A 25,011-nucleotide genomic window follows, 5' to 3' on the forward strand; every position below is an offset into this window, starting at 1 on the left:
GCTGGTAGTGCGGCGATTACTCGCCCTTGTTCTTTGCAACAATCTCGTCAGCTACCGCGCGGGGAACCTCAGAGTAACTGTCGAACGTCATCGAGTACACCGCACGACCTGAAGTCTTGGACCTCAAGTCACCGACGTAGCCGAACATTTCCGACAGTGGTACGTGGGCGCGAACGACCTTTACGCCGGTCGCGTCCTCCATGGACTGGATCTGTCCGCGGCGACTGTTAAGGTCACCGATGACATCTCCCATGTACTCCTCGGGAGTACGAACCTCGACCGCCATGAGCGGCTCGAGGAGAACTGGGTCAGCCTTGCGCGCTGCCTCTTTGAATGCCATGGTTCCCGCGATCTTGAACGCCATTTCTGACGAGTCAACATCGTGAGCAGCACCATCGAGGATGATTCCCTTGACGCCGACCATCGGGAATCCTGCGAGGATTCCGACGTTCATCGATGCCTGGAAACCCTGGTCGATTGAGCCAATGTATTCGCGAGGAATACGGCCACCGGTGACCTTATTTACGAATTCGTAAATCTTGTCGCCTTCAACCTCCATCGGCTCGAGCGAGATCTGGACCTTAGCGAACTGTCCCGATCCACCCGTCTGCTTCTTGTGGGTGTAGTCGTGCTTGTCCACAATGCGGCGGATGGTCTCGCGGTACGCAACCTGCGGCTTACCAACGTTGGCTTCAACGTTGAATTCGCGCTTCATGCGGTCTACGAGGATGTCGAGGTGAAGTTCACCCATTCCCTTGATTACCGTCTGGCCAGTTTCCTGGTTCTGTTCGGTACGGAACGTGGGGTCTTCTTCAGCGAGCTTCTGAATAGCAATACCAAGCTTCTCTTGGTCAGCCTTCGTCTTCGGCTCGATCGCTACCTCGATCACGGGCTCAGGGAACGTCATCGACTCGAGAACGACCTGGTCGTTCGGGTCACACAGCGTGTCACCAGTCGTGGTGTCCTTGAGGCCAATGACGGCGTAGATGTGTCCAGCGGTAACGCTGTCGACAGGGATCTCCTTGTTAGCAGCCATCTGGAAGATCTTTCCGATGCGCTCCTTCTTGCCCTTGGTGGAGTTAGCAACAGCTCCACCAGAGTCAAGGTGTCCCGAGTACACGCGAATGTACGTGAGGCGACCGAAGAAGGGGTGCACTGCAACCTTGAAGGCCAGAGCCGAGAACGGCTCCGAAGCGTCAGGCTTGCGGATGATGATCTTGTCTTCATCGCGGGGGTCGCGTGCTTCCATGGGAGGCACATCAACCGGCGAAGGAAGGTAGTCGATAACAGCGTCGAGCATCGGCTGAACGCCACGGTTCTTGAAAGCAGAACCACAGAGAACCGGGTAGATCTCGCTGTTGACGGTGAGCTTACGGATCGCAGCCTTGATCTCAGCAACGCTGATCTCTTCGCCGGCGAAGTAACGCTCCATGATGGCGTCGTCGGTCTCAGCGACAACCTCGAGCAGAGCGGTGCGGTATTCCGCAGCCTTCTCCTTGAGGTCTTCGGGGATCTCTTCGATGGCGTACTTAGCGCCCATCTGAACGTCACCCTTTGAGTCTCCGCGCCACGTGAGTGCACGCATCTCAACGAGGTCAACAACACCCTCGAACTCAGACTCGAGTCCGATGGGGAGCTGAATAACGAGGGGACGAGCACCGAGGCGCTTCACGATGGTGTCTACCGTGTAGTAGAAGTCCGCGCCCATCTTGTCCATCTTGTTGACGAAGCAGATGCGAGGAACGTCGTACTTGTCGGCCTGGCGCCATACAGTCTCCGACTGCGGCTCCACACCCTCTTTACCGTCGAACACAGCGACTGCACCGTCGAGAACGCGGAGCGAACGCTCCACCTCAACCGTGAAGTCAACGTGGCCGGGGGTGTCGATGATGTTGATCTGGTTTTTGTTCCAGTAACAGGTGACAGCAGCGGACGTGATCGTGATGCCACGCTCTTGCTCCTGCTCCATCCAGTCAGTAGTCGACGCACCATCGTGAGTTTCACCAATTTTGTGGTTTACACCCGTGTAGAACAGGATGCGCTCAGTCGTAGTGGTCTTGCCGGCATCGATGTGAGCCATGATGCCAATGTTGCGGACCTTAGTCAGGTCGGTGAGCACGTCCTGTGCCACAGGTTCCTCCGAAGTATGTTGGTGAAGCGAGAATCTCAAGAGTGAAGCGAGCCAGACAGCGTCTGACCCGCCTCACTGCGAGGTGCTGACTACCAGCGGTAGTGAGCGAATGCCTTGTTCGACTCGGCCATCTTGTGGGTGTCTTCGCGGCGCTTTACAGCGGCGCCAAGGCCATTCGATGCGTCCAAGATCTCGTTGGTGAGACGCTCAGTCATCGTCTTTTCACGACGACCCTTTGCGTAGCTCGTGAGCCAACGCAATGCGAGCGTGTTAGCACGGTGCGACTTGACCTCAACAGGAACCTGGTAGGTCGATCCACCGACACGACGCGACTTGACCTCGAGGGTCGGGCGAACGTTGTCGAGAGCCTTCTTGAGCGTGACAACGGCGTCTTGGCCGGTCTTCTCGGTTACGCCTTCGAGTGCGCCGTAAACGATGCGCTCAGCAAGGCCCTTCTTGCCATCAAGAAGAATCTTGTTGACAAGCTGGCTGACAATGGGTGCGCCGTAAACCGGATCTGCGACTACGGGACGCTTTGGTGCTGGTCCTTTACGAGGCATTACTTCTTATCCTTCTTCGCGCCGTAGAGGCTACGAGCCTGCTTACGGTTCTTAACGGCCTGGGTGTCGAGCGCTCCGCGAACGATCTTGTAGCGAACACCGGGGAGGTCCTTTACACGACCACCGCGGATGAGCACCATCGAGTGCTCTTGAAGGTTGTGACCTTCTCCGGGAATGTAGGCCGTGACCTCGGTGCCGTTAGAAAGCTTGACACGAGCAACCTTGCGAAGTGCCGAGTTCGGCTTCTTCGGAGTTGTTGTGTAGACGCGCGTGCAAACGCCGCGCTGCTGCGGGTTGGACTTAAGGGCGGGAGCCTTGGTCTTGACGACCTTTGGCGTGCGTCCCTTACGCACCAACTGCTGAATGGTGGGCACTAAATTACTCCTTGATTTTGCTGCACGGTGACAGCGTCATGATGGTTAGCATTCGACGTTCTTTTCAGAACACCGAGTTCATCTGGACCCACGCCCCTACCGAACTGATCGGTTGGTTTGCGGGTATGCCGTGGGGGCCAACCGGAAGGTCGAACCCTGTGGTGTGGAGTGACTCGCACCTAAACCCCGCGTGAGCGGTAATCCTCGAGAGGCATGGCTTAAGCGCACGACAAAGCGCACACCTCAGAAAGAATAGCCCCCGGGACAGGCCGGGGTCAAATGGTCACAGCCCACACGCAGGCTCCAGAACGGGGCACGCGAGCACGGTAGAGACTTTAGCGCTGAGCAGCAGTTTTCTCCGCGAGCTCGGCTTCCCACTTGGCACGCGCATCCACGTTGCGTTGCGTGACCTTGCGGCCTCGTCTCGCGACCAGCGCACCCGTCCACAGTGAGACCTCACGGCCAAGCAAACCTGCTGCGATGACTAGTGGATCCGCCAGCGCTGCGAGGAACATTGCATGTGCTTGTTCCGGAGTGTTCTGAATGACTCCGTTGATCAGCAGGAGCGCCCCGACGGTGCCGAAGTACACGACAAGCCCGACGATGATGCTCGAAAAGACGTGCGCTGCCCAGCCTGCGCGGTTCACAATGAGCGCAATCACGATTGCGCCAAGTGCAAAGAAGGCGACGGGAACGTAGAACGACGGCGCCTGCACAAAAGCGACCGCGACTCGGCCGGATGCTGCTGCACCGATGATGACGACAGCGATGGCGAAAACGATCGCGAAGGCGACAGCGGACGCCAGCGCGATGAACACGCCAAATCCGCGGTTGCCAGAGACCTTGGGTGGCGTAGGGGCGGTGACGTAGACGACTCGAGGCTCGCTGGATGCCGCGGATTCTGTAGCTTCGGCAGCGGACGGCTCTGGCTCGGGATCGGCGATAATCTCGGGCTCAACAACGAGCGCGGGCTCAACAACGGGCTCCGCTTCAGCTTCGAGGGTGGCGTCGCCGTACGCAGCGGACTCCGCGGATGCCGTGGGCACCTCAACGGGGTCGACAAGAGGTGTGACGGGTTCGGAAGCCGCGGGGGTCTCGTCGACAACCACAGCATCCTCAATGTTGTCGTCGTTCTCCGGTGAAGAACCACGCTCTACAGATGGATCGGTCATGACTGATGCCTCCTCGTGCCAGCGACTGATCCGCTCAGTCTACCGAAGCAACCCTCAGAAACGAGAAGAACGCCACGGCCCAAAGGTCGTGGCGTTCTTCTTCATCGTGCGGAAAGACTAGCCAACTGTGGTGCCGTCAGCGCCAGTGTCGGCGTTGAGCGTCGAGATATCCGTGCCAGCAAGCACATAGACGTATCCAGCGACTTTCATCTCAAACACGCCTGCATCACTGCTCAAATCAAAGATGACCGAACTCAAAGTAAGCGTTCGTAGACCAGTTTGTGCGCTCTCTAAAAATGAATGAAGCGCAACAGGATCGCCTTCCAGCTCGAAACTCACTGCTACGGCGACCAAACCAGGCACTGAGGACACGGATTGCGTGTTCTCGGGTGAACCAGCCTCGGCTTCGGTAGCAGCCCCCGCATCAGCCTCGCTCTCCTCTCCCTCTACGGGAGGAGCAGGAACGACATCAGATTCCGGCGCCAACGCATCTTCCGCGCTCGTGTAACTGATTTTGAGCAACGTGACATCCGCTTTGGAAGCAAGCGACTCGATCTGCGCAGTGAATACTGAAGTGTTGTGAACTGCAGGAATTGCGCGCTGGAGGTCTTCGAGTTCGGCGAACAGAGACGCAGAGTCTTCGTCCAGAGCCTTAAGCCGAGCAAGTTCGGCCGCCTTGACCTGGTTTTGAGTGTCAACGTCTACAAGCTGCCGATCAGATTCCCCAGCGGCGCTATAGGCCGGACCAACGCCGACCGCATAGCCCGCGGCGAGAATGATCACGACGGCGAGCACACCGATCAACGTCCATAAGCGTGTCATGGTCATGATCCGCTCCCCTCTTCAGTAGCTTCCTCGGTCGGTGAGGGTGTCGATGTGGGTTCCGGAGTTTCCGCGGGAGCTGGCGTTGCTTCAGTCTCCTCGGCCTCCGGGTCGAGTTCGACTTCGTCAAAACGGTGGACGAGAGCTTCGTCGTCGAGGTAAATGACGACGTTGACAGTGACTGTGCCGTCCTCTGCGCTTTCTGCGTCGACGAGGGTGGCATCAAAAACGCCCTCAACATCGGGGGTGGAGCGAAGCCATTTATCAGCGTCTGCAATTGTGGCGAAACTGATCTCCATCGCGAACTGAGCAATCCGCTCCGGTTCCAGCACGGAGATACCGGCGCCGAAGGCTTGAAGCGGCGTGGCCGTCTCAAAACTATAGGAAATGATGCCTGGCGCACTATCGGGAATATTCTTTCCCAATGCAGTAATGATGTCCTCGACGGAGACCTCGGTGGAGGTCGCGAAGATTCGAGCGTTCGTTGCCGACTGCACCATTTGACCGGCGACACGCACATCGTTGTATTCACCCTGCTGCGTAAGCAAGCTCTGGGTGAGCGACCGCGCATTCTCAAGCGCAAGGTAACGCTGAAGCGCGTAAAGATTCATGCCCACGGACGCGAGAATGACCACGCCAATCGCGATGATTGCCACGAAAATAGCACGACCTCGTGCACGAGCTGCCGCCTTCTTCTGACCGACTTCTGGCGGCAGGAGATTGACGTACGGCGGGTACGCGGTGGGAACCTTCAGCTCTTTACGAGCCTTCGGCGCCTTTTTCTTATCGTCGCTCATGCGGATACCCCCGTAACCAGTCCCAGTGCCACTGCCATGTCAAACGGCGACCCGGTTCCCTTGAGCCCACGAGATACCGCGGTCATGGTGAACGGATCAGGCAACGATGCTGGCGTCTTCGTGAACTCAGAAACCGTTTCAACGAGGCCAAGGAGCTGTGAGCCACCACCGGTCATAACGATCCGATCGATTGCACGGTTGTTACGCGCGTTCTGGAAGTACGCGATCGTGGCACGAATGGCCATGAGCGTTTCGTTGACCAGTTCGAACGAAACTTCAAGCGCGGGGCGCTGCTCAGCGGTCGCGCGTGCCGCGACGACACCGACTGAACGCTTAATCGCTTCTGCATCTCGCGTTGAAATATCCAGGCGCTGCGAGATGCCCTTAGTGATGTCCGCACCACCGTTAGGCAAGAAACGGATGAAGTGAGGAACGTGCCCCTCCAACGCGACCAGCGTGGTCGTCGACGCTCCGATGTCGACCAACAGTGTCGTCATCGTCGAAAGCTCCGGTGTGGAAAACAAACGCGTAAGAGCGAAGGGTGCGAGATCCACATTGACGGGAGTGACCGACGCTGCGGATGCGGCATTCACGTTCACAAGAACGGGAGCCTTGATCGCGGCGACCAGCATGCCCTGCAACATCGGGCCGTTCTCGCCCATTGCCTCAGCAGCGGGATAAAAGTCTAGGAGGGCATCCGATGCGGGAACCGGCAAGAGATCCTGCACCTGGAAGGGCAGCGACTCGCGCACTTGGTTCAGCGGCAGACGTGGCACCGTGACATCGCGCGCGACAACTTTGGAATTACCAAAGCCGATCACTACGTCGCGAGTGCGGAAGCCGTTCGCCGACCACAACTTTTTGATGGATGCCGTTACGGTGGCGGAGTCGATAACTTCACCGGCGCGAACGGCGCCCTCTGGTAATGACACTTCGCCGAAGCGAAGCACCGTTGGCTTCTGAAGGTGCGGGTTTTCGACTTCAACAGCACGGATTGCTGTTGAGCCGATATCCAGCCCCACTAATTTCTTTCCCATAGTTCCCCCCGGGCCACGGTCAAACGAGACCGGCGGCCACCATATATCCATTCCACAGTTGTGAACCGAAAGCAATGCCTACCCACGCGCCCGCGATCATCCACGGTCCAAATGGGATGGCTGTGCGTCGGCCTGCTCGTCGAATAATGAGCAGTGCGATTGCAAATATGCCCCCGAGCAAGAATGCCGCAAAGGCACCCACTGCTACGACCCCCCATCCGAGCCACCCCAGGTAGAGGCCAAGCACGGCAGCTAGTTTGACGTCCCCCATGCCCATCCCGCGAGGCTGGATGATGGCGACGATGAGGTAAAAAACGAAGAGTGCAGCGCCGCCGAGAAGAGCTCCGATGAGCGCTCCCCAGTCTCCGGTGCCAGCACTCGCGACAGCTAGAAGCACAATACCGACGATGATTGACGGCAACACAATGCGATTGGGCAACGTCTGCGTGTCAAGGTCTATGAGAGTCAGCGCGATTGAAATGGCTGCCAAGTAAAGGAACGCCGGCAATGCCCAAATAAGACTGGTTTCGGCGCCGATTACCGCCGCGACAAGTCCAAAGGCAATCGCCGTCGCTGCTTCGACCAGAGGGTAACGAACCGCGATGGGTTCGGAGCAATCGCGGCAACGACCACGGAGCATCAACCAGCCAAGCACCGGAACGTTGTCGTACCAGCGGATGCGGTGTTCACACTTCGGGCACGCGCTCGGCGGTGACGTGAGGTTTTCCCCACGCGGCAGCCGCCACACCACAACGTTCAAGAACGAGCCGACGGCTAGGCCAAGAATCACAGCAAAGATGACGAGTAGAGCAGTTGCTGTCATCGAGCGGCACCCGATGCCTCGTAGGCCGGCTCCACCTCAATCCACACGTTCACACCATAGGTGGTGGTCACGGGCGAAAGGAACTTCGGCGGCGCCGTGTACTTGAGACGGCCATCGTAAACATAGTTCTTGACATATCCACCACTACCGCTGCGTACAATTCCACGGAACTTCTGCGCGATAGCACCGTTGACCGTGAGTGTTCCGCGGCCACTTCCGATACCCGGGTTCTGCACTGCGAAGGTGTGGCCGACGGAGAGAATAGCCGCATCGATACGACGGTTCGTGCCGCTCAGCAAGGTGCTGTGGTAGTAGCGGTTGTCGCCGGTAGTCGGGTTCCAGACCCAGACCGCGTCGTTTCCGACAAGGCCCAAGACGTCTTCGTCTGCATTGTTGTACTTAATATCGCCGGTGATATAGATGTAATGTTCCGCCGACAGCGTGGTCTGGCCGCTGAGGGTGCCCTTGACGAAGAGGTCGCCGTTGCGGCATCCGTAGCTTCCGCTCGGAGCTGTTTCCGAGCTGATCGGATAGCCGATGCCATTGCCGTTGCCGTTCGAGTCGGTGTGGTTGTTGGCACCAACGCAGCTCAAACCGCTCGGACGGCTGGAGCTCGACCAGTAGTTGGGGTCGCTGGACACGCTTGGCACATTCTGTATGTAAATGACGTTGCTTGGCGGCAGCGTGAAAGTTGCTCCTGAGGTGCTGTTCAGCGCGGTGATGCTGCCACAGGCGGCAGGCGTGCTACCGCCAGTTGCCGGCGATCCGGTTATCTGAGTTTTCTTAGTCCACGGTGAGCGAACGTTGATGGTGCCGTTCGAGTTCAGGGTGATCTGAGTTGGCCCCGTGTAGAGACATCCTGGGCGAGCTACGCCATCGGTTGTCAAATCGGACCGGGTTTCACGCAAGTGCTGTGAGTTAGTCGCGGGCATGCCGATCACCGGGCTGAAGCTCGGAGAACCAGGAACCTCGAAGTACTGTCCGCTGCAGTAGTTACCGTTGGAGTCGCGGGAGTTGTACTTGTTGCCGCTCGAGGGGCGGTAGCTCGTTGTTACGGCACCGAGGAAGCTTGCACTGCAAATTCGAATCGTGTCGTTGGAGTGCACCGGACCGTCGATGGTGTCGCCTCCCGAGAACGCGATTTCACCACAGTTTCCAGAGATGCCGTCTCGACCATCCCACCAGTACTTGACGCAGCTATTACTAGCGCTGCTAAAAGTAGGGTCCATGATTTCGTAGTCGGTGAAGTACAAGAAGTCGATAAATCCAGATTGGCGTAGGTCTGCCACGATGGTGCGGGTTTCGCTGCCCACCTTGCCGGTGGAGCGAACCCGAATTGTTCCGCTGCTCTGGTAATTGGAGTTGTCGACTTCGTACCGGAAGGAAGAGTTGTCGTTACTTCCCTGAATGCTCACCCACGGGTCGCCTGCGGCCACATTGAATGCTGGGTTAGCGTTCGCTCCCGTGGGAAGTCGAACGTCGCTGCTGGCAGAGAAAGCGGCGGCAGGGTTGCCGTACTGAATGTACGACGTGTCTTCAGAAAGTCTGCTCTGATAGTCCTCGACGCCAGCGTACGCAGCTGCGAGAGAGGCAGACCACTCTTGAGTTGCTGCAGCTTGACGAAAACCACCAGTTGCATAAGCAACAGCTGTAGTCACCAACAGCCCCAACACGACAGTGATACCAATCACCATGGGGAGAGCCGCACCTTTTTCGCCACCAAGGCGAGCACGAAGAAGACGAATCATCGGTCAATTCCAATCCTGGAGAAACCGAGGTTGGGGATACCTACGGTGTTTTCGAGAGTTGCAGTTTTTGCGTTGCCCGAAGGGTCAGTCTGAACGGTCATCGTCACCTTTACCGCAGAGATGAGGCGACGGTCTGATTCTGAGAGATAGCCGCTTGCTGGCATCGTGAGTTCAATGTTCTCTTTTGTGTAGAACTGGAAGACCGAGGTGCTGCCAGCGGCAATCTGACGCACAACTGTTCGCTCAGAAGCCGGAGTGCTGTAGAAGGAGAAGTATCCAGAGGAAAGCGCACGCGCGTCCCAACGGGTTTCTACCAGTGTGCGGTCCGCGGTGATTTGAAATTGAACCCGAACCGGCTCAGGATCAAGAGCATCAGTATCGAGGTAGGCCTGCAATACAACGTTTTCTGGGCTTGCGACGCTAAACACTGGTTCGTTGAGAGTCACGGACGCTACAGGATTTTCTGTACCGGAACGAATAACACGGGTGAGTTCGTTCATCGCGATCGTCGCCGCAGAAGTGTTCGCAGTTGCAGACCGTTCCACGGCGAAAGTTCGGGTGAAGGTAATGAAGATCGTCATCACCATTGCCAGCAGCATTCCCATGAGGGCGATTGTCACAATCAATTCGGCGAGAGTAACGCCCGCCTCGTCGCGCTGGAGTCGCGATAGCCTGCTGAAAAGTGCAGCTCGTATTCTTCTCATTACGATGCCACCCGTGGATCGACAGTGACGACACTGGCGACCGTATCCGTGGCGCCCACAATCGGGCTGAGGATATCGCCGAGTCCAAGAGAAACCCAGGATCCAGAAACACGACGCTCGATCTCCCATGTTCCGTAGGGGAGGGCGATGTGTTGCGTGCTCGAGTTCAGCCTGTCGAAATTCAGTGTGACCGACTCCGTGCAACCAGGATCGCTGCTTCCTACGACTGGAGCCGTCGACGTGGCCCGGATGCGGGAGCCAGCGATCGAGCTCACATCGACGAGCCCCATCGGCACAACCATGTCGACGCTGTCGCCCGGATTGGCCGCGACGGGAGCGGCGGCGGGAGAGCGATAGGTAACGCCGGCAACCACTTCTTCTGGCCACAAAGCAGGATTAGGCGAAGCGCAATAATTTGCCGTGCTGTCGGGGTCTTCCGGCTTGGCGATGTACGTGCCGGCAAGCCCGACATAACCCGAGCGCCACGGGAAAAGATCTACGCTGCGCGAGAGACTCGACGAGCTGCTTGACTCAGAATGAACTCCGTACGTGCTCACGAAGGAGGTATCCATATCGCGCGACATCTCGACGTCTGCAGGAGCGGTCGCCGCGATGTAGTCCACATCGAAGCGCGCCGCTTCGTCATAGTTGAAGGAGACGGAGCTTGCTGTGCCCGCGACAACCTGTGTGAGTTGGCTTGGCGAACTCGACTGACCTTCATCGGTGATGTATCCCGAACGGGAGACGCTCACGTTGTAGTTGCCGGGTGCAACTTTCAGGATAAAAGTGCATCCTTCGTCATCGGTCGGGACTGGCGAAGTCGACAAACTCTGAGCTCCTTCAGACGGCGATGCGGGGGTTGCCCCCACGCTGACCCCGGATGACCCTTCACCCGAACCGCCAATTACGGACACCAGGATCGTGCCGAGATCGGGGTCGTTGATGCGGTCGTTCGGAGCAAGAAGAGTGTCGAACTGCACGGGTTCGGTGCCGACGCGCATATTGGGCCACGTGACTTCGACGTTGATGCGCTTGTATTGAAGCGTTCCGCCACCCGATCCGCAGGTCGCGTCAGCGTTGCTCGATGGCACCCAAGCCGTTGAGCGAGACACGGTGAAGACATCGCCATTGAGCGTCTTGGTGTACGTGTCGTCGAAGAGTGTGAAGACGTCGCCGGCGTCGCGCGCCAGGTCAACTTCTTGAGCAGCCAAGTTGGTGGCAACAACGCGAGCGCGGTTGTCGCGGGTGATAGCCAGAACCGTTGTCAGAGTCTGCAGTACGCCGAGCGAGACGATCGCGAAGATCATCATTGCGACGAGAACCTCAAGAAGGCTCATTCCTGCGTCGGAGCTACGAAGACGCTGTAGAACCCTAAGCATGATGAGCCCTTTCTTGCGGGTTTTAAGGGTATGAAAGTCGTGCTGGGGAGATCGGTTCTCCCGGTGAGAGCGATCACTCTCGAGGTGTGAAAACGGGGCGCCGCCGCTTGGCGACGCCCCGTTCTGTGACTAGCTAGGTTCTTAGTCGTCGGTGAAGTCAGTTACGCCAGTCTCGCTGTCGTAAGTCCAGTGACGCGTGTCGTAGAGATCGTGCTCAACAGTGAAGGTGTACTGCGTCGCGGATGCAGAATCGATGGTGAGAACTACACCGGGAGTTGCCTTGTAACCGTTGTCGGTCAAAGCCGTGTCGTCGAGTGCCTCAAACGAACCGTTGGCGCTGACTGCGTGAGTCTCAGCAGCGATAACAGCGTTAGCGATGTCCGACTTGACCTGTGATTCCCAAGCGCCCTGGCGCTGGTTGAGGAAGAAGGGGATAGCGATCGCGGCAAGGATGCCGATGATCAGAACAACAACGAGGAGCTCAACAAGAGTGAAGCCCTTCTGGTCGTTCTCGAGGTCTGAGCGCTTGCTGCGCAGTGCGTCATTCAAACGTGCAATCATTTTGGATTTCCTGTCTGTGGTTCGGATCTTGGACAGGGGCCCCCAGAAAAAATTAGCTTCTCAGCCCCCCACAAAAAATACTCTCAACATGTGGGCTACCTGAGAATCCCACAAACGGGGGTGAACTGCCCGAATCACGCCCCCAGTCTGAGGGGTCACAAGCGCGTCGCAGCGCGTTTTGTGCCTTTTTCAGGAGTACGGACCCCCTCGCGAGCGCAGTTGAGCTGGCAGCTCAGGGCCGAGGACCAAGCCGGCTGATGCACCTCGTGCAGCTCGATCTCGCGCCTCGTTAAAGACCAGACGGGGGCACCGCGACTCGGGTCGCGATGCCCCCGTCTGGGGCTGCTAGGCGTTATTTGATCTGATCGAAAATTGCGAAGATAGGCAGGTACAGTGCGATAACCATGACGCCGACGATCGCACCAATCACGCCAATCATGAGAGGCTCGATAAGCGCCGTGAGCTGTTCAGTTGTCTTCTGAACCTCATCGTCGTAGAAGTCTGCGATCTTTGAGAGCATGACCTCCATTGATCCGGAGTCCTCACCCACGGCGACCATCTGGGTCACCATCGACGGGAATACGGTTTCCTTCGCTAGCGGGGCTGAGACCGACTGTCCTGAACGGACAGCATCGGCAACGCGGCGAAGGGATTCTTCGATCACATAGTTTCCGGAAGTCTCGCCGACAATCGACAGAGCCTGAAGGATGGGGACACCTGCGCCCAGCATGGTGCCGAAATTACGGGTGAAGCGAGAGATCGAAACCTTGCGGAAAAGCGGACCGAAAACGGGCATCCGCAGCTTCCACGGGTCAAGGAACTTGCGCACTCGTTCGGTGTGCTTGTTCTTGCCCCACCAGACGCTGAAAACGATGCCACCGACGACAAGGATTGGCGCAACGATCACCATCGCGTCCGACATCCACACCAGAATCTGGGTGAGCAGCGGCAGCTCACCGCCCAAGTCCGCGAACATCTGCTCAAAGACCGGAACGATGAAGAGCAGCATGCCGACGACAGCGGCAATCGCCATGATGAGCACCACGACGGGGTAGGTCAGCGCCGACTTAATAGTTCCGCGAAGTTTAACCTCGCCCTCGAAGTTGTTAGCGATCGACTCAAGTGCGTTGTCGAGGAACCCGCCGGTTTCACCGGCGCGAACGAGGTGGATCATGATCGGCGGGAAGACAGTGCCGTGCTTTGCGAATGCGTCCGAGAGTGTGCCACCGGTTTCGACATCCTGGCGAATCTCAGCCAAGGCTTTAGCCAGGGTCGGGTTCTCGGTTTGCTCCGACAAAATGACGAGCGCGCGGATCAGAGAGAGACCCGAGGAGATCATCGTCGACATCTGTCGGCTCATCACCGCGAGATCATCAAGACCAACACCCTTCTGGAAGAAGGAGATATTGATCTCCTTGTTCAGTCCAGTGCCGGCGCCTGCTTCTGTGACCGAGATCGGGCTGATCTCCATCGAGCGTAAGCGGGTGAGCACGGCGTTCTCGCTCGAGGCGTCGATCCGGCCTTTGACGACCTTGCCCGAGTGGTCACGGGCCTTGTATTCATACGACTTGGTGGTGGAAGAAGGTGCAGCCATTAGTTGGGTACTCTCGTCGAGCTATCGCTCATCAATCGGTGCATGCCCTCAGGGTCATGCGACTTTGCAAGTGCGGCTTCTTCGGTGATAGCGCCCGACTTAGCGAGCCCAGCAAGGTGCTGGTCCATCGTGTGCATGCCGCCACTACGACCCGCCTGCATTGCCGAAGGAATTTGGTAAATCTTTCCCTCGCGAATGAGGTTTCCGATAGCGGGAGTCATCGTGAGCACCTCGGTGGCCGCTACACGGCCCTTGCCACTGGCGCGACGCACGAGTGTCTGACAGACGATGCCCTGAAGCACAGCCGCGAGCTGGGTGCGAACCTGGCCCTGCTGGTGCGGCGGGAACACGTCAATGATGCGGTCAACGGTTTGAGCGGCATCCTGCGTGTGCAGGGTTGCGAACACAAGGTGACCGGTTTCCGCGGCAGTAAGCGCGATAGAGATCGTCTCGAGGTCTCGAAGCTCACCAATCAGGATGACATCGGGGTCTTGACGCAGAACGTGCTTCAGCGCTGCCGTAAAGGAGTGAGTATCGCGGCCAACTTCACGCTGGTTGACGAGTGACTTCTGGTTGCCGTGCAAGAACTCGATCGGGTCTTCGACCGTAACGATGTGGTCAGCACGCGTGCGGTTGACAAGGTCGATCAGTGCGGCGAGCGTTGTCGACTTTCCCGAACCGGTCGGCCCGGTTACAAGAACGAGTCCACGCGGAAGACCAGCGAATTTTCCAACCGATTCCTGAATTCCGAGGTCTTTGAGCTGCTTGATCTCGGTCGGAATGATTCGGAAAGCAGCGCCAAGGTTTCCACGATCCATGTAGAAGTTCACACGGAAACGAGCAGCTTCAGAGAGTTCGAATGCAAAGTCGAGTTCAAGCACTTCGAGAAATTGTTCTTCTTGTTTTTGGTCAAGAATGCTGAACAATGCGGTACGAGTACGGTCCTTGTCCCACTCGCCGATTCCCTTCAGCGGCTGCAGCCCACCATCCACACGGATCATGGGAACAGCACCCGAGGAAATGTGGAGGTCAGAAGCGCCGGTGTACACAACTTCTTTGAGCGCGTCGAGCAGCTCAGGGCTCGACCCCTCACGTGCCGTGAGTTCCATGTCGGGGCGCGCTTCGCGAGCCTCTTCAACGATCTCAGGAACCGAGAGAAGCTGTGACTCACGCGAAGGCGTTGGCTCGGCAGCGCCGAAACCACTCGTGAAGCTCAAGAGCCCCTCGTCCACTCCGGGCGGCGGGAAGTTCAGCGCCTCATCAACCTCAGGCGCGGCATCCGGGAGATCCAGAAGGCCTCCCTGGGCAGCAGCCGACGGTGGCGGGAACGCCATCGTGGGTGGATCCAACGGAACCTCGTTCAGAACTTCGGTCGGGCTATCGCCGGCGCCGGAGGAGTCCTCCGTGAAGTACGGAACCTCGGCAGCTGTCGGCGACGGAACGGGTGCTGCGGGCGGAGCCTCGGCAACAGGTGCAGCCTCCGGCACCGGCATCGAAGCACCAGCGGCTGAGGTCGCCGCCGAGGTCTGAGACATCGCGCCGGCGGCAGCCTGGCGGAACAGTTCGTCGAGCGAGTCGATCGAAGTGACCGGTTCGGTAGCCATGCGGCGTGCGCGACGCCCACCCTCGGCAGCGGCATCCGCTGACGGCGTAGCGGCGGGCTCAGCCGGAGCCTGCGCTGCAGGTGCAGGCGGGGCAGGAGGTGCGGGAGGCGCCGAAGCGGCAGATGTGTCGGTGCTCTTGATCGAGCCAGACGGCGGTGGAATCGTCGGGAGCGGCGACGCTGGCACCGTTGCGGCCGAAGCCGACGGTGCAGCACCCGTTTGCGCCCACTCGGGGAACGCCGATGCCGCTGAAGCCTGCGGGCTGCCAACACCGGGAACACTGGTTCCTGGTGTGGGCGGTGGAGCATCCGCAGGGACACTCTGAGCCGACGGTGCGCTCTGCCCCTTCGGTGTGAACAAACTTTCGTCTACCGATTGCGACGGGATGTCGTAAATCCGCTTAGCCATAATTCCCCCAGGTACTTCGTCTTATGCGACGACGCGCAAAATCTCTTCGATGGACGTCAAGCCCAGCTGAGCCTTCGCCCAACCGTCCATGCGCAGAGTGCGCATCCCCTGCTCGATCGCGACGCGGCTAATTTCCGCGCTCGACGAACGAGCAACAGCAAGACGTTCGATCTCTTCGGACACTGCCATCACTTCGTGCAGTGCAATTCGACCGCGGTATCCCGTCTTGGAACACACGGTGCACCCGACAGGTGCATACAGGGTCGGCATCGGACCTTCTGGGTTGAAGCCGACCTTCAAGTTCACGAGATCCTGCGGGTTATGAGCCGCAGGCTGCTTGCATCGATCGCAGAGGCGTCGCGCAAGTCGCTGAGCGACGACACAGTCGATGGCCGAACCGACCAAGAATGGCTCAATGTCCATCTCGATCAATCGGGTGATAGCGGCAGGTGCGCCGTTGGTGTGCAGGGTGCTCAACACGAGGTGGCCGGTGAGAGCGGCTTCGATCGCAATCTGCGCCGTCTCTTGGTCTCGGATCTCACCGATGAGAACAACATCCGGGTCAGAACGCAGAATCGAGCGCAGCGCACTCGCGAACGTGAGCCCCGCCTTCGGGTTGACCTGCACCTGGTTGATGCCCGCCATGCGGTACTCCACCGGGTCTTCAACCGTGATGACGTTGATCTCCGGGCGAGCAACGGCATTAAGGGTGGTGTACAGCGTCGTCGACTTACCGGAACCCGTAGGGCCGGTAACGAGGATCATGCCGTACGGCTTCGTGTACGCCTCTTTGTAAATCTTGGCGTTGTGCTCGAGCAGGTACAACTGGCTGAGGTCGAGCGTCGTGTTCGAGTTGTCGAGAATACGCATAACGACTTTTTCGCCGTACACAGTCGGCAGGGTCGCGACACGAAGGTCGATCTTCTTCTGACCATGGATGACCGAGATACGACCATCCTGAGGCTTGCGACGCTCGGCGATGTCCATCTCGGCCATAATCTTGAGGCGCGAGATAACACCGTTCTGGATCTGACGCGGAGCTCGCTGCATTTCGTGCAGAACGCCGTCAATGCGGTAGCGGACGCCGAGGTCATGTTCACCGGGCTCGATGTGAATATCCGACGCCTTGTCTTGGATGCCCTGGCTAATCAGCAAGTTCACGAAGCGAACAATAGGGGCGTCGTCTTCAGTCGGCTCATTGTTGTTCGAGGCGAGCGCGACATCCGTGGAGGTCGCTTCTTGCTCAAGTTCACTGGAGAGGCTAGAGAGTTCGCCATCAGCGCGGTGGAACCGGTCGAGGGCTGCTTGGAGGTCGCTGCGCTCAGCAACGACGGTGCGCACTTGGCGACCGGTAGCTGCACGAATGTCATCGAGGGCAAAGATGTTGCCGGGATCGACCATGGCGAGCACGAGGTATCCCTCGCTGAACGCGATGGGCAAAACCTCGTGGCGGCGGCAAATCGAGGCCGGTGCAAGCGCAACAGCCTGGTGATCGACCGCAAAGTCAACGAGCTCAACGAACGGCACTCCAGCCTGCGCAGCACGCGCGGACGCGAGTTGTGCCGGCGAAATTGTTCCGCTGTCGAGTAGATTTCTGACGAGGGCTTCCTCATCAGAGTGCGAAGTTCCTACAGAATCAATGCTCTCAATCGGCATCATTCCGCGAAGAATCAATACTTCAGCAAGTGTTGTCACGCGTGCCTCCCCCCAAGGTCCTAGCGGAGTCCAACGCTAATCGACTCACATCTGCACCACTAGCCCCACTTGTGAGGGGTAGTCAGGACGTTTCAGGAAGCCCATTCGCCGCGAGTCGCAGCATTAAGTGCCAAATTGATGTTTTTTTCGACGTAAACAGCCAATCGCGGCAGCGCACATTCCGTCATTACGTCAGAGATGTCTTGCTCATGGCGGTGAGCGCACGCTTGCACCGTAGACCGGGCCGCAGCCAAGCAGGTCGAGCACGGCTTCGTCGAACGCGCATCCGTACCGGGGCAGTGACGCTCTTCGTGGATCGATACTGCCAGCTGAAAGGTCACAAGTTCGAGAGTTTCCACGAACGAGTGGATGAGGTCGTGCGGCCAGTGGCCGCGACGGTCCACCGTGGCAAATTCAGATTCGCGGCAAGCCACGCATCCTGCTTCGCTTCCGGGAGCCGGGCTGCGCCACTCCGACACCATGCGGTACCAACGGTGAAGCGAGCAGTCGATCAGATCGTTTACGGCGTGACGATTCACGAGCCTTCTGCCCCCTTGGTAGTCCTACAGACTGATCGTGTCACTGGGTGCCCACTTCTGACAGTCGTCATTATCAATGACACCCGTTTGGGGGACAGACTGAAAGTTCCGGTAGATTTGTGTGGGGTAACTGCAATTCCTTGCCAACCACTTTCTTACCCTGATCCGAACGGGGCACCTTTGACAACGCAGGATCAACCGCCACGCACCTACCGAGTGGCACACGTGGACGACCACGAAACAGTACAACTCGGCTTTGCGTCTCTTCTCGGTCACTGCCCCGACATCACGCTCCTCGCCTCCGCATCGAGCGTGGTCGAGCTCGAGTCGGTTATTGATCTCCTCGACCTTGTCGTGCTCGACGTGCGCCTCTCTGACGGCAGCTCCGTCGAACAGAACGTGGCGTGGCTGCGCGAGCGTGGTCTCAACGTCCTGGTCTTCACAGCAGCAGACAACGCCTCTGAAGTGCGGGCGGCATCCCGGGCTGGCGTGCTTGGCATTGTGCGCAAGTCTGAATCGCGAGACATCATTGTGGATGCTGTGCGTGAAGCCGCGCTCGGCAACCCCGTCGTGACGACCGACTGGGCCGCCGCACTCGACTCCGATCCGGAACTGCCGGCTGCCGGCCTGAGCCCGAAAGAGCAAGAAGTGCTCGCCCACTATGCGTCGGGAGATAAGTCGGTAGCGGTCGCGCACCGTGCCGGGCTTTCCACCAGCACCGTGGCAGAGTACGTGCGCCGCATCCGTCATAAGTACGCGATGGCTGGGCGCCCCGCCCACACCAAAGTAGACCTCTATAAGCGCGCGGTCGAAGACGGCATCCTGCCTCCACCGAGCTCATGAGAGTCCGCCGCAGCGTGAGTACTTTCACCCGCCTGTCGCCCACGGCAGACGGTGCAGAACTCGGGGTCGTGCGCAGCATGACCACCGTGCTGGCGGCGGCAACCCTCTTCTTCTTGGCGCTCACCATCAGTTCATTCTTCGATCAAGCGGAGTATGCCTACCCGTATTGGCAACTCGTGGCCGGCATCGCAGTCTTCGGAACGCCGATGGTGATGGTGGCAGTGGCCCCGTGGAGCTCGCTGCACCAGCTTCGCATTCTCCACGGAGCATATGCAGTGATCTTCACCGTGGCAGTGCTCAGCTGGGTTCCCGCTTTCATCAACGGTCCCATGCCCGCCGAGATGGCCCCGTGGACCGTCGGCCTCACCGCCCTCGGCACCGTCCCCGCCGCTATTGCCTGGCGCCCTGCCGCAGCGTGGGCGTTTTTGCTCGGCAACTCATTTGCGATAACCCCCATCCGCATTCTTGCTGACGGCGGCGCTGACGTCTCTCTCGCTATCCAATATGCGTTCTTCACCATCACGGTGTGCGCCGCTTTCACCGCGGTAGCCACCGTCGCTATGACGGCAGGACGGGAAGTGGATGTCGCCACAGCCGCCGCCCGCACCTCAACCATGCGAGCAGCAGCCCTCACCGCCCGCGGCGAAGAACAGGCGCACCTTGATGCCCTCGTTCACGACGAAGTAATCGCCACCATCTTTGCGGCGGCGGGTGCCGGCCGCAGTGATTCCACCTCCACCCGGGATCAGGCTGCCCGCACCATCGCTCGACTGAGTGAGCTCAAGCACGCCACGGCGAGCGTTCCCGAACTCATCCATGTCGACTACCTGATTCAAGGGCTGACATCGTCGATCAGCGAGATCACGGATGCCGCCGCTCTCGTCGTCGAGGGCACCCGTCGAGCGCCGCTCCCGTCGTCGATCGCGAGTGCGCTCATCGAAGCCACCGTCGAAGCCTTGCGCAATAGCGTGGTTCATGCGGCAGCGGCCGTCGAGCCCGTCAATCGGGGCGTGCTCTTGCGCCTCGACTCTGACCGCGTCGAAATCACGGTAACCGACGATGGCCGCGGCTTTGAGCCGCACAGGGTTCCCGCCAACCGCCTCGGCATCGTGGTGAGCATCCTCGGCCGCGTGAAGGCGCTGCCCGGTGCGTACGCGACCGTGCAGTCCGAACCAGGCGAAGGTACCTGCGTAACGGTGGGGTGGATCGAATGAGGCAAGACGCTACTCAATCCCGACGTCTTGAGCTGCCGCAGATTACGGGCCGCGGCGCCCACGCCTTGATCTGGATCTACTTCGTCACGATGTCAGCACTCGCGTTGCTCTCACTGGACGACGTGCGCTCCCCTGTGCCCGTCTATATAACCATCGGGCTCTTCGCCACCATCTGGCTCGTTCTCACCCGAGACACTCAACCGCGGGTAGGGGTCGGCGTGAGCGTGTACGTCATCGTCGCCAGCGTTGCCGCCTCTGCCATCTCCTCCGACAACGCCATCACGGGCGGCTTCTCGCAGTGGTACGTCGGCGCCGGAGCCATCGCGATGTTCTACCTCAGTTTGCGCCGTCGTGACCTTCTCGCCTGGATCGGATTCGCCGCGATCGGCGCTACCGTCATCCTGTGGGGCTTCACGACCGACGACCGGCTCCTCGAAGCAATTGTGCTCGTTGCCCGCCAAGCACCCTTTGTGCTGGTCGGCTCTCTGTTCTCGCTCGGCATGCGCCGCACCAGCCAGCGCATGGACGGCATCCATGGGGCTGAGACGGCCCGCGCCGCCGCGGAAGCTGCGGCACTCGCTCGCACAGCAGAACGTTCCCGCCGGCTTGTTGCCCTCGACTCTGCCGTGGGGCCCCAGCTGCAACGCATAGCGGATGGAGTTGAGTTGACAACGGCGGAACGCGACGAACTCCTCATCGCTGAGGCTCGCTTGCGAGATAGCCTGCGCGCACGTCAACTCGACCTGCCCGAGATTGTGGCCGCAGTGCAACGCACTCGTCGGCGCGGAATTTCAGTGGTCTTGCTCGATGACCGCTACCCGCATCCTCTCCCCCCTGGAACACTGCCCCTCATCACGGAGGCGGCGGTGCGAATCCTCGACTCCGCCAGCACCGGAGCAGTGACGATTCGTTTGCTCCCCGCTGGCCGGCCGCTGCTCGCCACGCTCGTGGCGGATGACGACGAGTACTCCCGCATCGAGATTCCCGCGCTCTAGCGGCCAACTTCAGTCGCACGACAAAAGGCCCCCGTCGCAACGACGAGGGCCCTTCGTGGTATCACCCGGAGGTGATGCCGAGACTACTTAGTTGTAGGTGCCCGGCGTGGAATCATTCGAGCTGAAGCTGTCGAAGTCGACGAAGCTCAAGTCGCTCTCGGTGAGGCTTGCATCATCAGCGAAGATGCGGTTGGGGTAACGTTCGGCTTTCGCCTCTTCCGTTGCCTCGACCGATACATCGCGGTAGCGCGGCAATCCCGTACCAGCCGGGATGAGCTTACCGATGATGACGTTCTCCTTGAGTCCCATGAGCGGGTCGGACTTGCCTTCCATAGCCGCCTGCGTAAGAACGCGGGTGGTCTCCTGGAACGACGCAGCCGACAGCCACGACTCGGTTGCCAGCGAAGCCTTGGTGATACCCAAGATCTCCTGACGCGCGGATGCCGTTGCCTTGCCCTCGGTGAGAACACCGCGGTTGAGCTCGTTGTACTTCGAACGGTCGACCAGCTCACCCGGGAGGAGTCCAGTGTCACCGTGGTCAACAACAGTCACCTTGCGGAGCATCTGACGAACGATGACCTCAATGTGCTTATCGTGAATCGGTACACCCTGCGAGCGGTAAACGCCCTGGACACCATCGACGAGGTGCTGCTGAACGGCACGGACACCGCGAACACGAAGAACTTCCTTCGGGTCAACGTTTCCGACGTGCAGCTGCTTGCCGAGTTCTACGTGCTCGCCATCCTCGATGAGGAGGGTTGCGCGACGCAGGATCGGGTAAGCGATGGGCTCGTCACCATTGTCTGGCGTGAGGATCAGCTTGCGACTGCGGTCGGTATCTTCGATCGTGACGCGACCAGCGGCTTCTGCGATGGGGCTTGCACCCTTAGGGGTACGAGCTTCGAAGAGTTCCGTAACGCGGGGAAGACCCTGCGTAATGTCATCTGCCGAAGCAACACCACCGGTGTGGAAGGTACGCATGGTCAGCTGAGTACCGGGCTCACCGATCGACTGTGCGGCGATAATTCCGACAGCCTCACCGATGTCAACGAGGAGTCCCGTTGCGAGCGAGCGGCCGTAGCAGACTGCACACACACCAACAGCGGACTCACACGTGAGCACCGAACGAACCTTGATGCTGTGAACACCAGCAGCAACGAGCTTCTCGAGCAGAACGTCTCCGACGTCTGCACCAGCAGCAGCGACTACATCGCCCTTGTCGTTGGTGGCCTCCGCAGCAAGGCTGCGAGCGTAGACCGAGTTCTCAACGTTGTCGTCGAGGATCCACTTACCATCAGCGTTCTGCGCTGCGATAGGCATGTCGAGTCCCTTGCGGGTGCCACAGTCGTTTTCACGAATGATGACATCCTGCGACACGTCAACGAGTCGACGCGTGAGGTATCCCGAGTCTGCAGTACGCAGTGCGGTGTCAGCCAGTCCCTTACGAGCACCGTGAGTCGAGATGAAGTACTCGGCTACAGTCAGGCCCTCCTTGTAGGAGTGGACGATCGGGCGAGGGATGATCTCACCCTTCGGGTTCGATACCAGACCACGCATACCGGCGATCTGACGAACCTGCATCCAGTTACCACGAGCACCAGACGACACCATGCGGTTGATGTTGTTGTCGGTGCGGAAGTTGGACTGCATGGCAGTCGCTACTTCTGCGGTTGCCTTGTTCCAGATCTCGATGAGCTCCTGACGACGCTCGGCGTCGGTCGTGAGTCCCTTCTCGTACTGGCCCTGAACCTTGGCTGCGATCTTCTCGTAGCGGCCAATGATCTCCGGCTTGTTCGGCGGGGTCACGATGTCAGACAGCGCAACGGTTACACCGGAGCGAGTAGCCCAGTGGAATCCAGCATCCTTGATCGCGTCAAGAGCTGATGCAACATCCACCTTCACGTACCGCTCAGCGAGGTCGTTGACGATAGCCGAAATCTGGCCCTTGTCAGCGAGTGCCTCAATGTACGGGTAGTCCTTCGGAAGCGCCTCGTTGAAGAGGGCACGACCGAGGGTCGTCTCCATGAGCTTGGACTGACCCTGAACGAAGCCCTCAGGGGCATCTTCTTCAGAGAGGTACACGTTGTCGAGACGCAGACGCACCTTGGCGTTGAGGTCAAGCGAGTGCTGATCGAACGCGAAGATCGCTTCAGCAACCGACGAGAACGCACGGCCTTCGCCAGCAACGTCTTCCTTGAGCGTGGTCAGGTGGTGCAGACCAATGATCATGTCCTGTGTGGGCAGAGTCACTGGGCGACCGTCAGACGGCTTGAGGATGTTGTTGCTTGCGAGCATCAGGATGCGAGCTTCAGCTTGTGCTTCAACCGACAACGGAAGGTGAACAGCCATCTGGTCACCGTCGAAGTCAGCGTTGAACGCAGCACAGACGAGGGGGTGAAGCTGAATAGCCTTACCCTCAACGAGCTGAGGTTCGAATGCCTGGATGCCCAAACGGTGCAGTGTTGGTGCACGGTTCAGCAGCACGGGGCGCTCACGAATGATCTCTTCGAGTACGTCCCAAACCTGCGGACGTGCACGCTCAACCATGCGCTTGGCGCTCTTGATGTTCTGAGCGTGGCTCAGGTCGATCAGGCGCTTGATAACGAACGGCTTGAACAGCTCGAGAGCCATCTGCTTCGGGAGACCACACTGGTGCAGTTTGAGCTGCGGTCCAACGATGATCACCGAACGACCGGAGTAGTCAACGCGCTTTCCGAGCAGGTTCTGGCGGAAACGACCCTGCTTACCCTTGAGCATGTCGCTCAGGGACTTGAGGGCACGGTTGCCAGTACCGGTGACGGGGCGACCACGACGACCGTTGTCGAACAGTGCGTCAACGGCTTCCTGAAGCATGCGCTTCTCGTTGTTGACGATGATCTCGGGAGCACCGAGGTCAAGGAGTCGACGCAGACGGTTGTTGCGGTTGATCACACGACGGTAGAGGTCGTTGAGGTCGGAGGTCGCAAAGCGGCCACCATCCAACTGAACCATCGGGCGCAGCTCCGGAGGAATAACCGGAACAACGTCGAGCACCATCGCGGCCGGCGAGTTGCCGGTCTGAAGGAACGAGTTAACTACACGCAGGCGCTTGATGGCGCGGATCTTCTTCTGACCCTTACCGTTCGCGATCTGGTCGTGCAGTTCAACGCTCTCGAGAGCAAGGTCGAAGGCCTGAAGGCGCTTCTTGATTGCCTCGGCACCCATGAATGCTTCGAAGTAGCTACCGAAACGGTCCTGCAGTTCCTGGAAGACAGAGTCTTCAGGCTTCAGGTCACCGATCTTGAGGGTGCGGAAGTCTTCCCACACGCGCTCAAGCTGAGCAATCTGCTCATCGATCGACTTGCGCAGCTGAGACATTTCTTTCTCAGCAGCATCCTTGACACGACGCTTCTGGTCGGCCTTCGCACCCTCTTCTTCAAGAGCGGCGAGGTCTTCCTCGAACTTGGTCAAGCGGTCAGCGATGCGGGAATCGCGCTGTCCCTCAAGCGTCTTGATTTCGAGACGGATCTCGTTCTCAAGCGCAGGCAGGTCAGCGTGACGGCCTTCTTCGTCAACCGAAATGATCATGTATGCAGCGAAGTAGATGACCTTTTCGAGGTCCTTCGGTGCCATGTCAAGCAGGTAACCGAGACGGCTCGGAACACCCTTGAAGTACCAGATGTGGGTAACCGGAGCAGCAAGCTCGATGTGGCCCATGCGCTCACGGCGCACAGCCGACTTGGTTACTTCAACACCACAGCGCTCACAAACGATGCCCTTAAAGCGGACACGCTTGTACTTGCCACAGGAGCACTCCCAGTCGCGCGAAGGTCCGAAGATCTGTTCGCCGAACAGACCATCTTTCTCCGGCTTGAGTGTGCGGTAGTTAATGGTCTCTGGCTTTTTTACTTCACCGTGCGACCAGCGACGAATGTCGTCGGCGGTAGCGAGACCGATTTTGATTTCATCAAACGCGTGAACGTCGAGCAATTTATCTTCTCTCTTCGAAAGTTCTGCAGTCGTGGTCGGTCG

At 59.0% G+C, this 25,011-nt stretch carries 20 protein-coding genes; 3 read left to right on the plus strand and 17 right to left on the minus strand.

Annotated features, from left to right (window positions below; all coding sequences use genetic code 11):
* Positions 1–16: 16 nt before the first annotated feature.
* From fusA to I6E81_RS06205, 16 genes are all read right to left on the minus strand, one after another.
* Positions 17–2,131, minus strand: a complete 2,115-nt coding sequence (gene fusA, locus I6E81_RS06130; RefSeq protein ID WP_197106469.1) for an elongation factor G — start codon at positions 2,129–2,131, stop codon at positions 17–19.
* A gap of 89 nt (positions 2,132–2,220) precedes the next feature.
* Positions 2,221–2,691, minus strand: a complete 471-nt coding sequence (rpsG, locus tag I6E81_RS06135) for a 30S ribosomal protein S7 (RefSeq protein ID WP_009773140.1) — start codon at positions 2,689–2,691, stop codon at positions 2,221–2,223.
* The gene (gene rpsL, locus I6E81_RS06140) at positions 2,691–3,065 is read right to left on the minus strand and encodes a 30S ribosomal protein S12 (RefSeq protein ID WP_197106470.1); all 375 of its coding nucleotides are present in this window, start codon (positions 3,063–3,065) and stop codon (positions 2,691–2,693) included. The genes rpsG and rpsL overlap by 1 nt, the downstream gene beginning before the upstream one ends.
* Positions 3,066–3,400: 335 nt before the next feature.
* On the minus strand, positions 3,401–4,237 hold the full coding sequence (locus I6E81_RS06145) for a hypothetical protein (protein WP_197106471.1): 837 nt from the start codon (positions 4,235–4,237) through the stop codon (positions 3,401–3,403).
* Between the two features lie 117 nt (positions 4,238–4,354).
* The gene (locus I6E81_RS06150) at positions 4,355–5,065 is read right to left on the minus strand and encodes a hypothetical protein (RefSeq protein WP_197106472.1); all 711 of its coding nucleotides are present in this window, start codon (positions 5,063–5,065) and stop codon (positions 4,355–4,357) included.
* Positions 5,062–5,856 (minus strand): fimbrial assembly protein, encoded by a 795-nt coding sequence (locus I6E81_RS06155; protein ID WP_197106473.1) that lies wholly within the window; start codon positions 5,854–5,856, stop codon positions 5,062–5,064. The genes I6E81_RS06150 and I6E81_RS06155 overlap by 4 nt, the downstream gene beginning before the upstream one ends.
* Complete coding sequence (gene pilM, locus I6E81_RS06160; protein WP_197106474.1) at positions 5,853–6,893, minus strand: type IV pilus assembly protein PilM; 1,041 nt, start codon at positions 6,891–6,893, stop codon at positions 5,853–5,855. The genes I6E81_RS06155 and pilM overlap by 4 nt, the downstream gene beginning before the upstream one ends.
* Before the next feature lie 19 nt (positions 6,894–6,912).
* Positions 6,913–7,716 (minus strand): A24 family peptidase, encoded by an 804-nt coding sequence (locus I6E81_RS06165; protein WP_197106475.1) that lies wholly within the window; start codon positions 7,714–7,716, stop codon positions 6,913–6,915.
* Positions 7,713–9,464 carry a hypothetical protein gene (locus I6E81_RS06170; RefSeq protein ID WP_197106476.1) on the minus strand — a complete coding sequence of 584 codons (1,752 nt, stop codon included), beginning with the start codon at positions 9,462–9,464 and terminating at the stop codon, positions 7,713–7,715. Before I6E81_RS06170 ends, I6E81_RS06165 begins: the two co-directional genes overlap by 4 nt.
* Positions 9,461–10,168, minus strand: coding sequence for a Tfp pilus assembly protein FimT/FimU (locus tag I6E81_RS06175; RefSeq protein ID WP_197106477.1), 708 nt, complete (start codon positions 10,166–10,168; stop codon positions 9,461–9,463). Before I6E81_RS06175 ends, I6E81_RS06170 begins: the two co-directional genes overlap by 4 nt.
* The gene (locus I6E81_RS06180) at positions 10,168–11,547 is read right to left on the minus strand and encodes a prepilin-type N-terminal cleavage/methylation domain-containing protein (RefSeq protein WP_197106478.1); all 1,380 of its coding nucleotides are present in this window, start codon (positions 11,545–11,547) and stop codon (positions 10,168–10,170) included. The genes I6E81_RS06175 and I6E81_RS06180 overlap by 1 nt, the downstream gene beginning before the upstream one ends.
* A gap of 141 nt (positions 11,548–11,688) precedes the next feature.
* Positions 11,689–12,108 carry a prepilin-type N-terminal cleavage/methylation domain-containing protein gene (locus I6E81_RS14545; protein WP_197106479.1) on the minus strand — a complete coding sequence of 140 codons (420 nt, stop codon included), beginning with the start codon at positions 12,106–12,108 and terminating at the stop codon, positions 11,689–11,691.
* A gap of 352 nt (positions 12,109–12,460) precedes the next feature.
* A complete protein-coding gene (locus tag I6E81_RS06190; RefSeq protein WP_197106480.1) occupies positions 12,461–13,702 on the minus strand; it encodes a type II secretion system F family protein in 1,242 nt (413 codons plus the stop codon).
* Complete coding sequence (locus I6E81_RS14550; RefSeq protein WP_306790141.1) at positions 13,702–15,714, minus strand: type IV pilus twitching motility protein PilT; 2,013 nt, start codon at positions 15,712–15,714, stop codon at positions 13,702–13,704. Before I6E81_RS14550 ends, I6E81_RS06190 begins: the two co-directional genes overlap by 1 nt.
* Positions 15,715–15,735: 21 nt before the next feature.
* Positions 15,736–17,409 (minus strand): GspE/PulE family protein, encoded by a 1,674-nt coding sequence (locus I6E81_RS06200; RefSeq protein ID WP_197106481.1) that lies wholly within the window; start codon positions 17,407–17,409, stop codon positions 15,736–15,738.
* A 92-nt stretch (positions 17,410–17,501) separates the two neighbouring features.
* Positions 17,502–17,948 carry a hypothetical protein gene (locus I6E81_RS06205; protein ID WP_197106482.1) on the minus strand — a complete coding sequence of 149 codons (447 nt, stop codon included), beginning with the start codon at positions 17,946–17,948 and terminating at the stop codon, positions 17,502–17,504.
* Positions 17,949–18,173: 225 nt separating this feature from the next.
* On the opposite strand from I6E81_RS06205, the gene I6E81_RS06210 reads away from it, so the two are divergent.
* Genes I6E81_RS06210 through I6E81_RS06220 form a run of 3 tightly spaced genes read left to right on the plus strand, consistent with a single transcriptional unit; the run spans position 18,174 to position 21,000 of the window.
* Entirely contained in the window at positions 18,174–18,791 is a 618-nt protein-coding gene (locus I6E81_RS06210) for a LuxR C-terminal-related transcriptional regulator (protein ID WP_307783793.1), read from the plus strand.
* 14 nt (positions 18,792–18,805) lie between these two features.
* Positions 18,806–20,005, plus strand: a complete 1,200-nt coding sequence (locus tag I6E81_RS06215) for an ATP-binding protein (protein WP_307784110.1) — start codon at positions 18,806–18,808, stop codon at positions 20,003–20,005.
* Positions 20,002–21,000, plus strand: coding sequence for a hypothetical protein (locus I6E81_RS06220; RefSeq protein ID WP_197106485.1), 999 nt, complete (start codon positions 20,002–20,004; stop codon positions 20,998–21,000). Before I6E81_RS06215 ends, I6E81_RS06220 begins: the two co-directional genes overlap by 4 nt.
* A gap of 87 nt (positions 21,001–21,087) precedes the next feature.
* Here I6E81_RS06220 and I6E81_RS06225 read toward each other — a convergent pair whose 3' ends face one another.
* A complete protein-coding gene (locus tag I6E81_RS06225) occupies positions 21,088–24,969 on the minus strand; it encodes a DNA-directed RNA polymerase subunit beta' (protein ID WP_197106486.1) in 3,882 nt (1,293 codons plus the stop codon).
* Positions 24,970–25,011: the final 42 nt, after the last annotated feature.

It is taken from the genome of Salinibacterium sp. NG22, from assembly GCF_015864925.1.
In the GTDB taxonomy this organism is placed as follows: Bacteria; Actinomycetota; Actinomycetes; order Actinomycetales; family Microbacteriaceae; genus Rhodoglobus.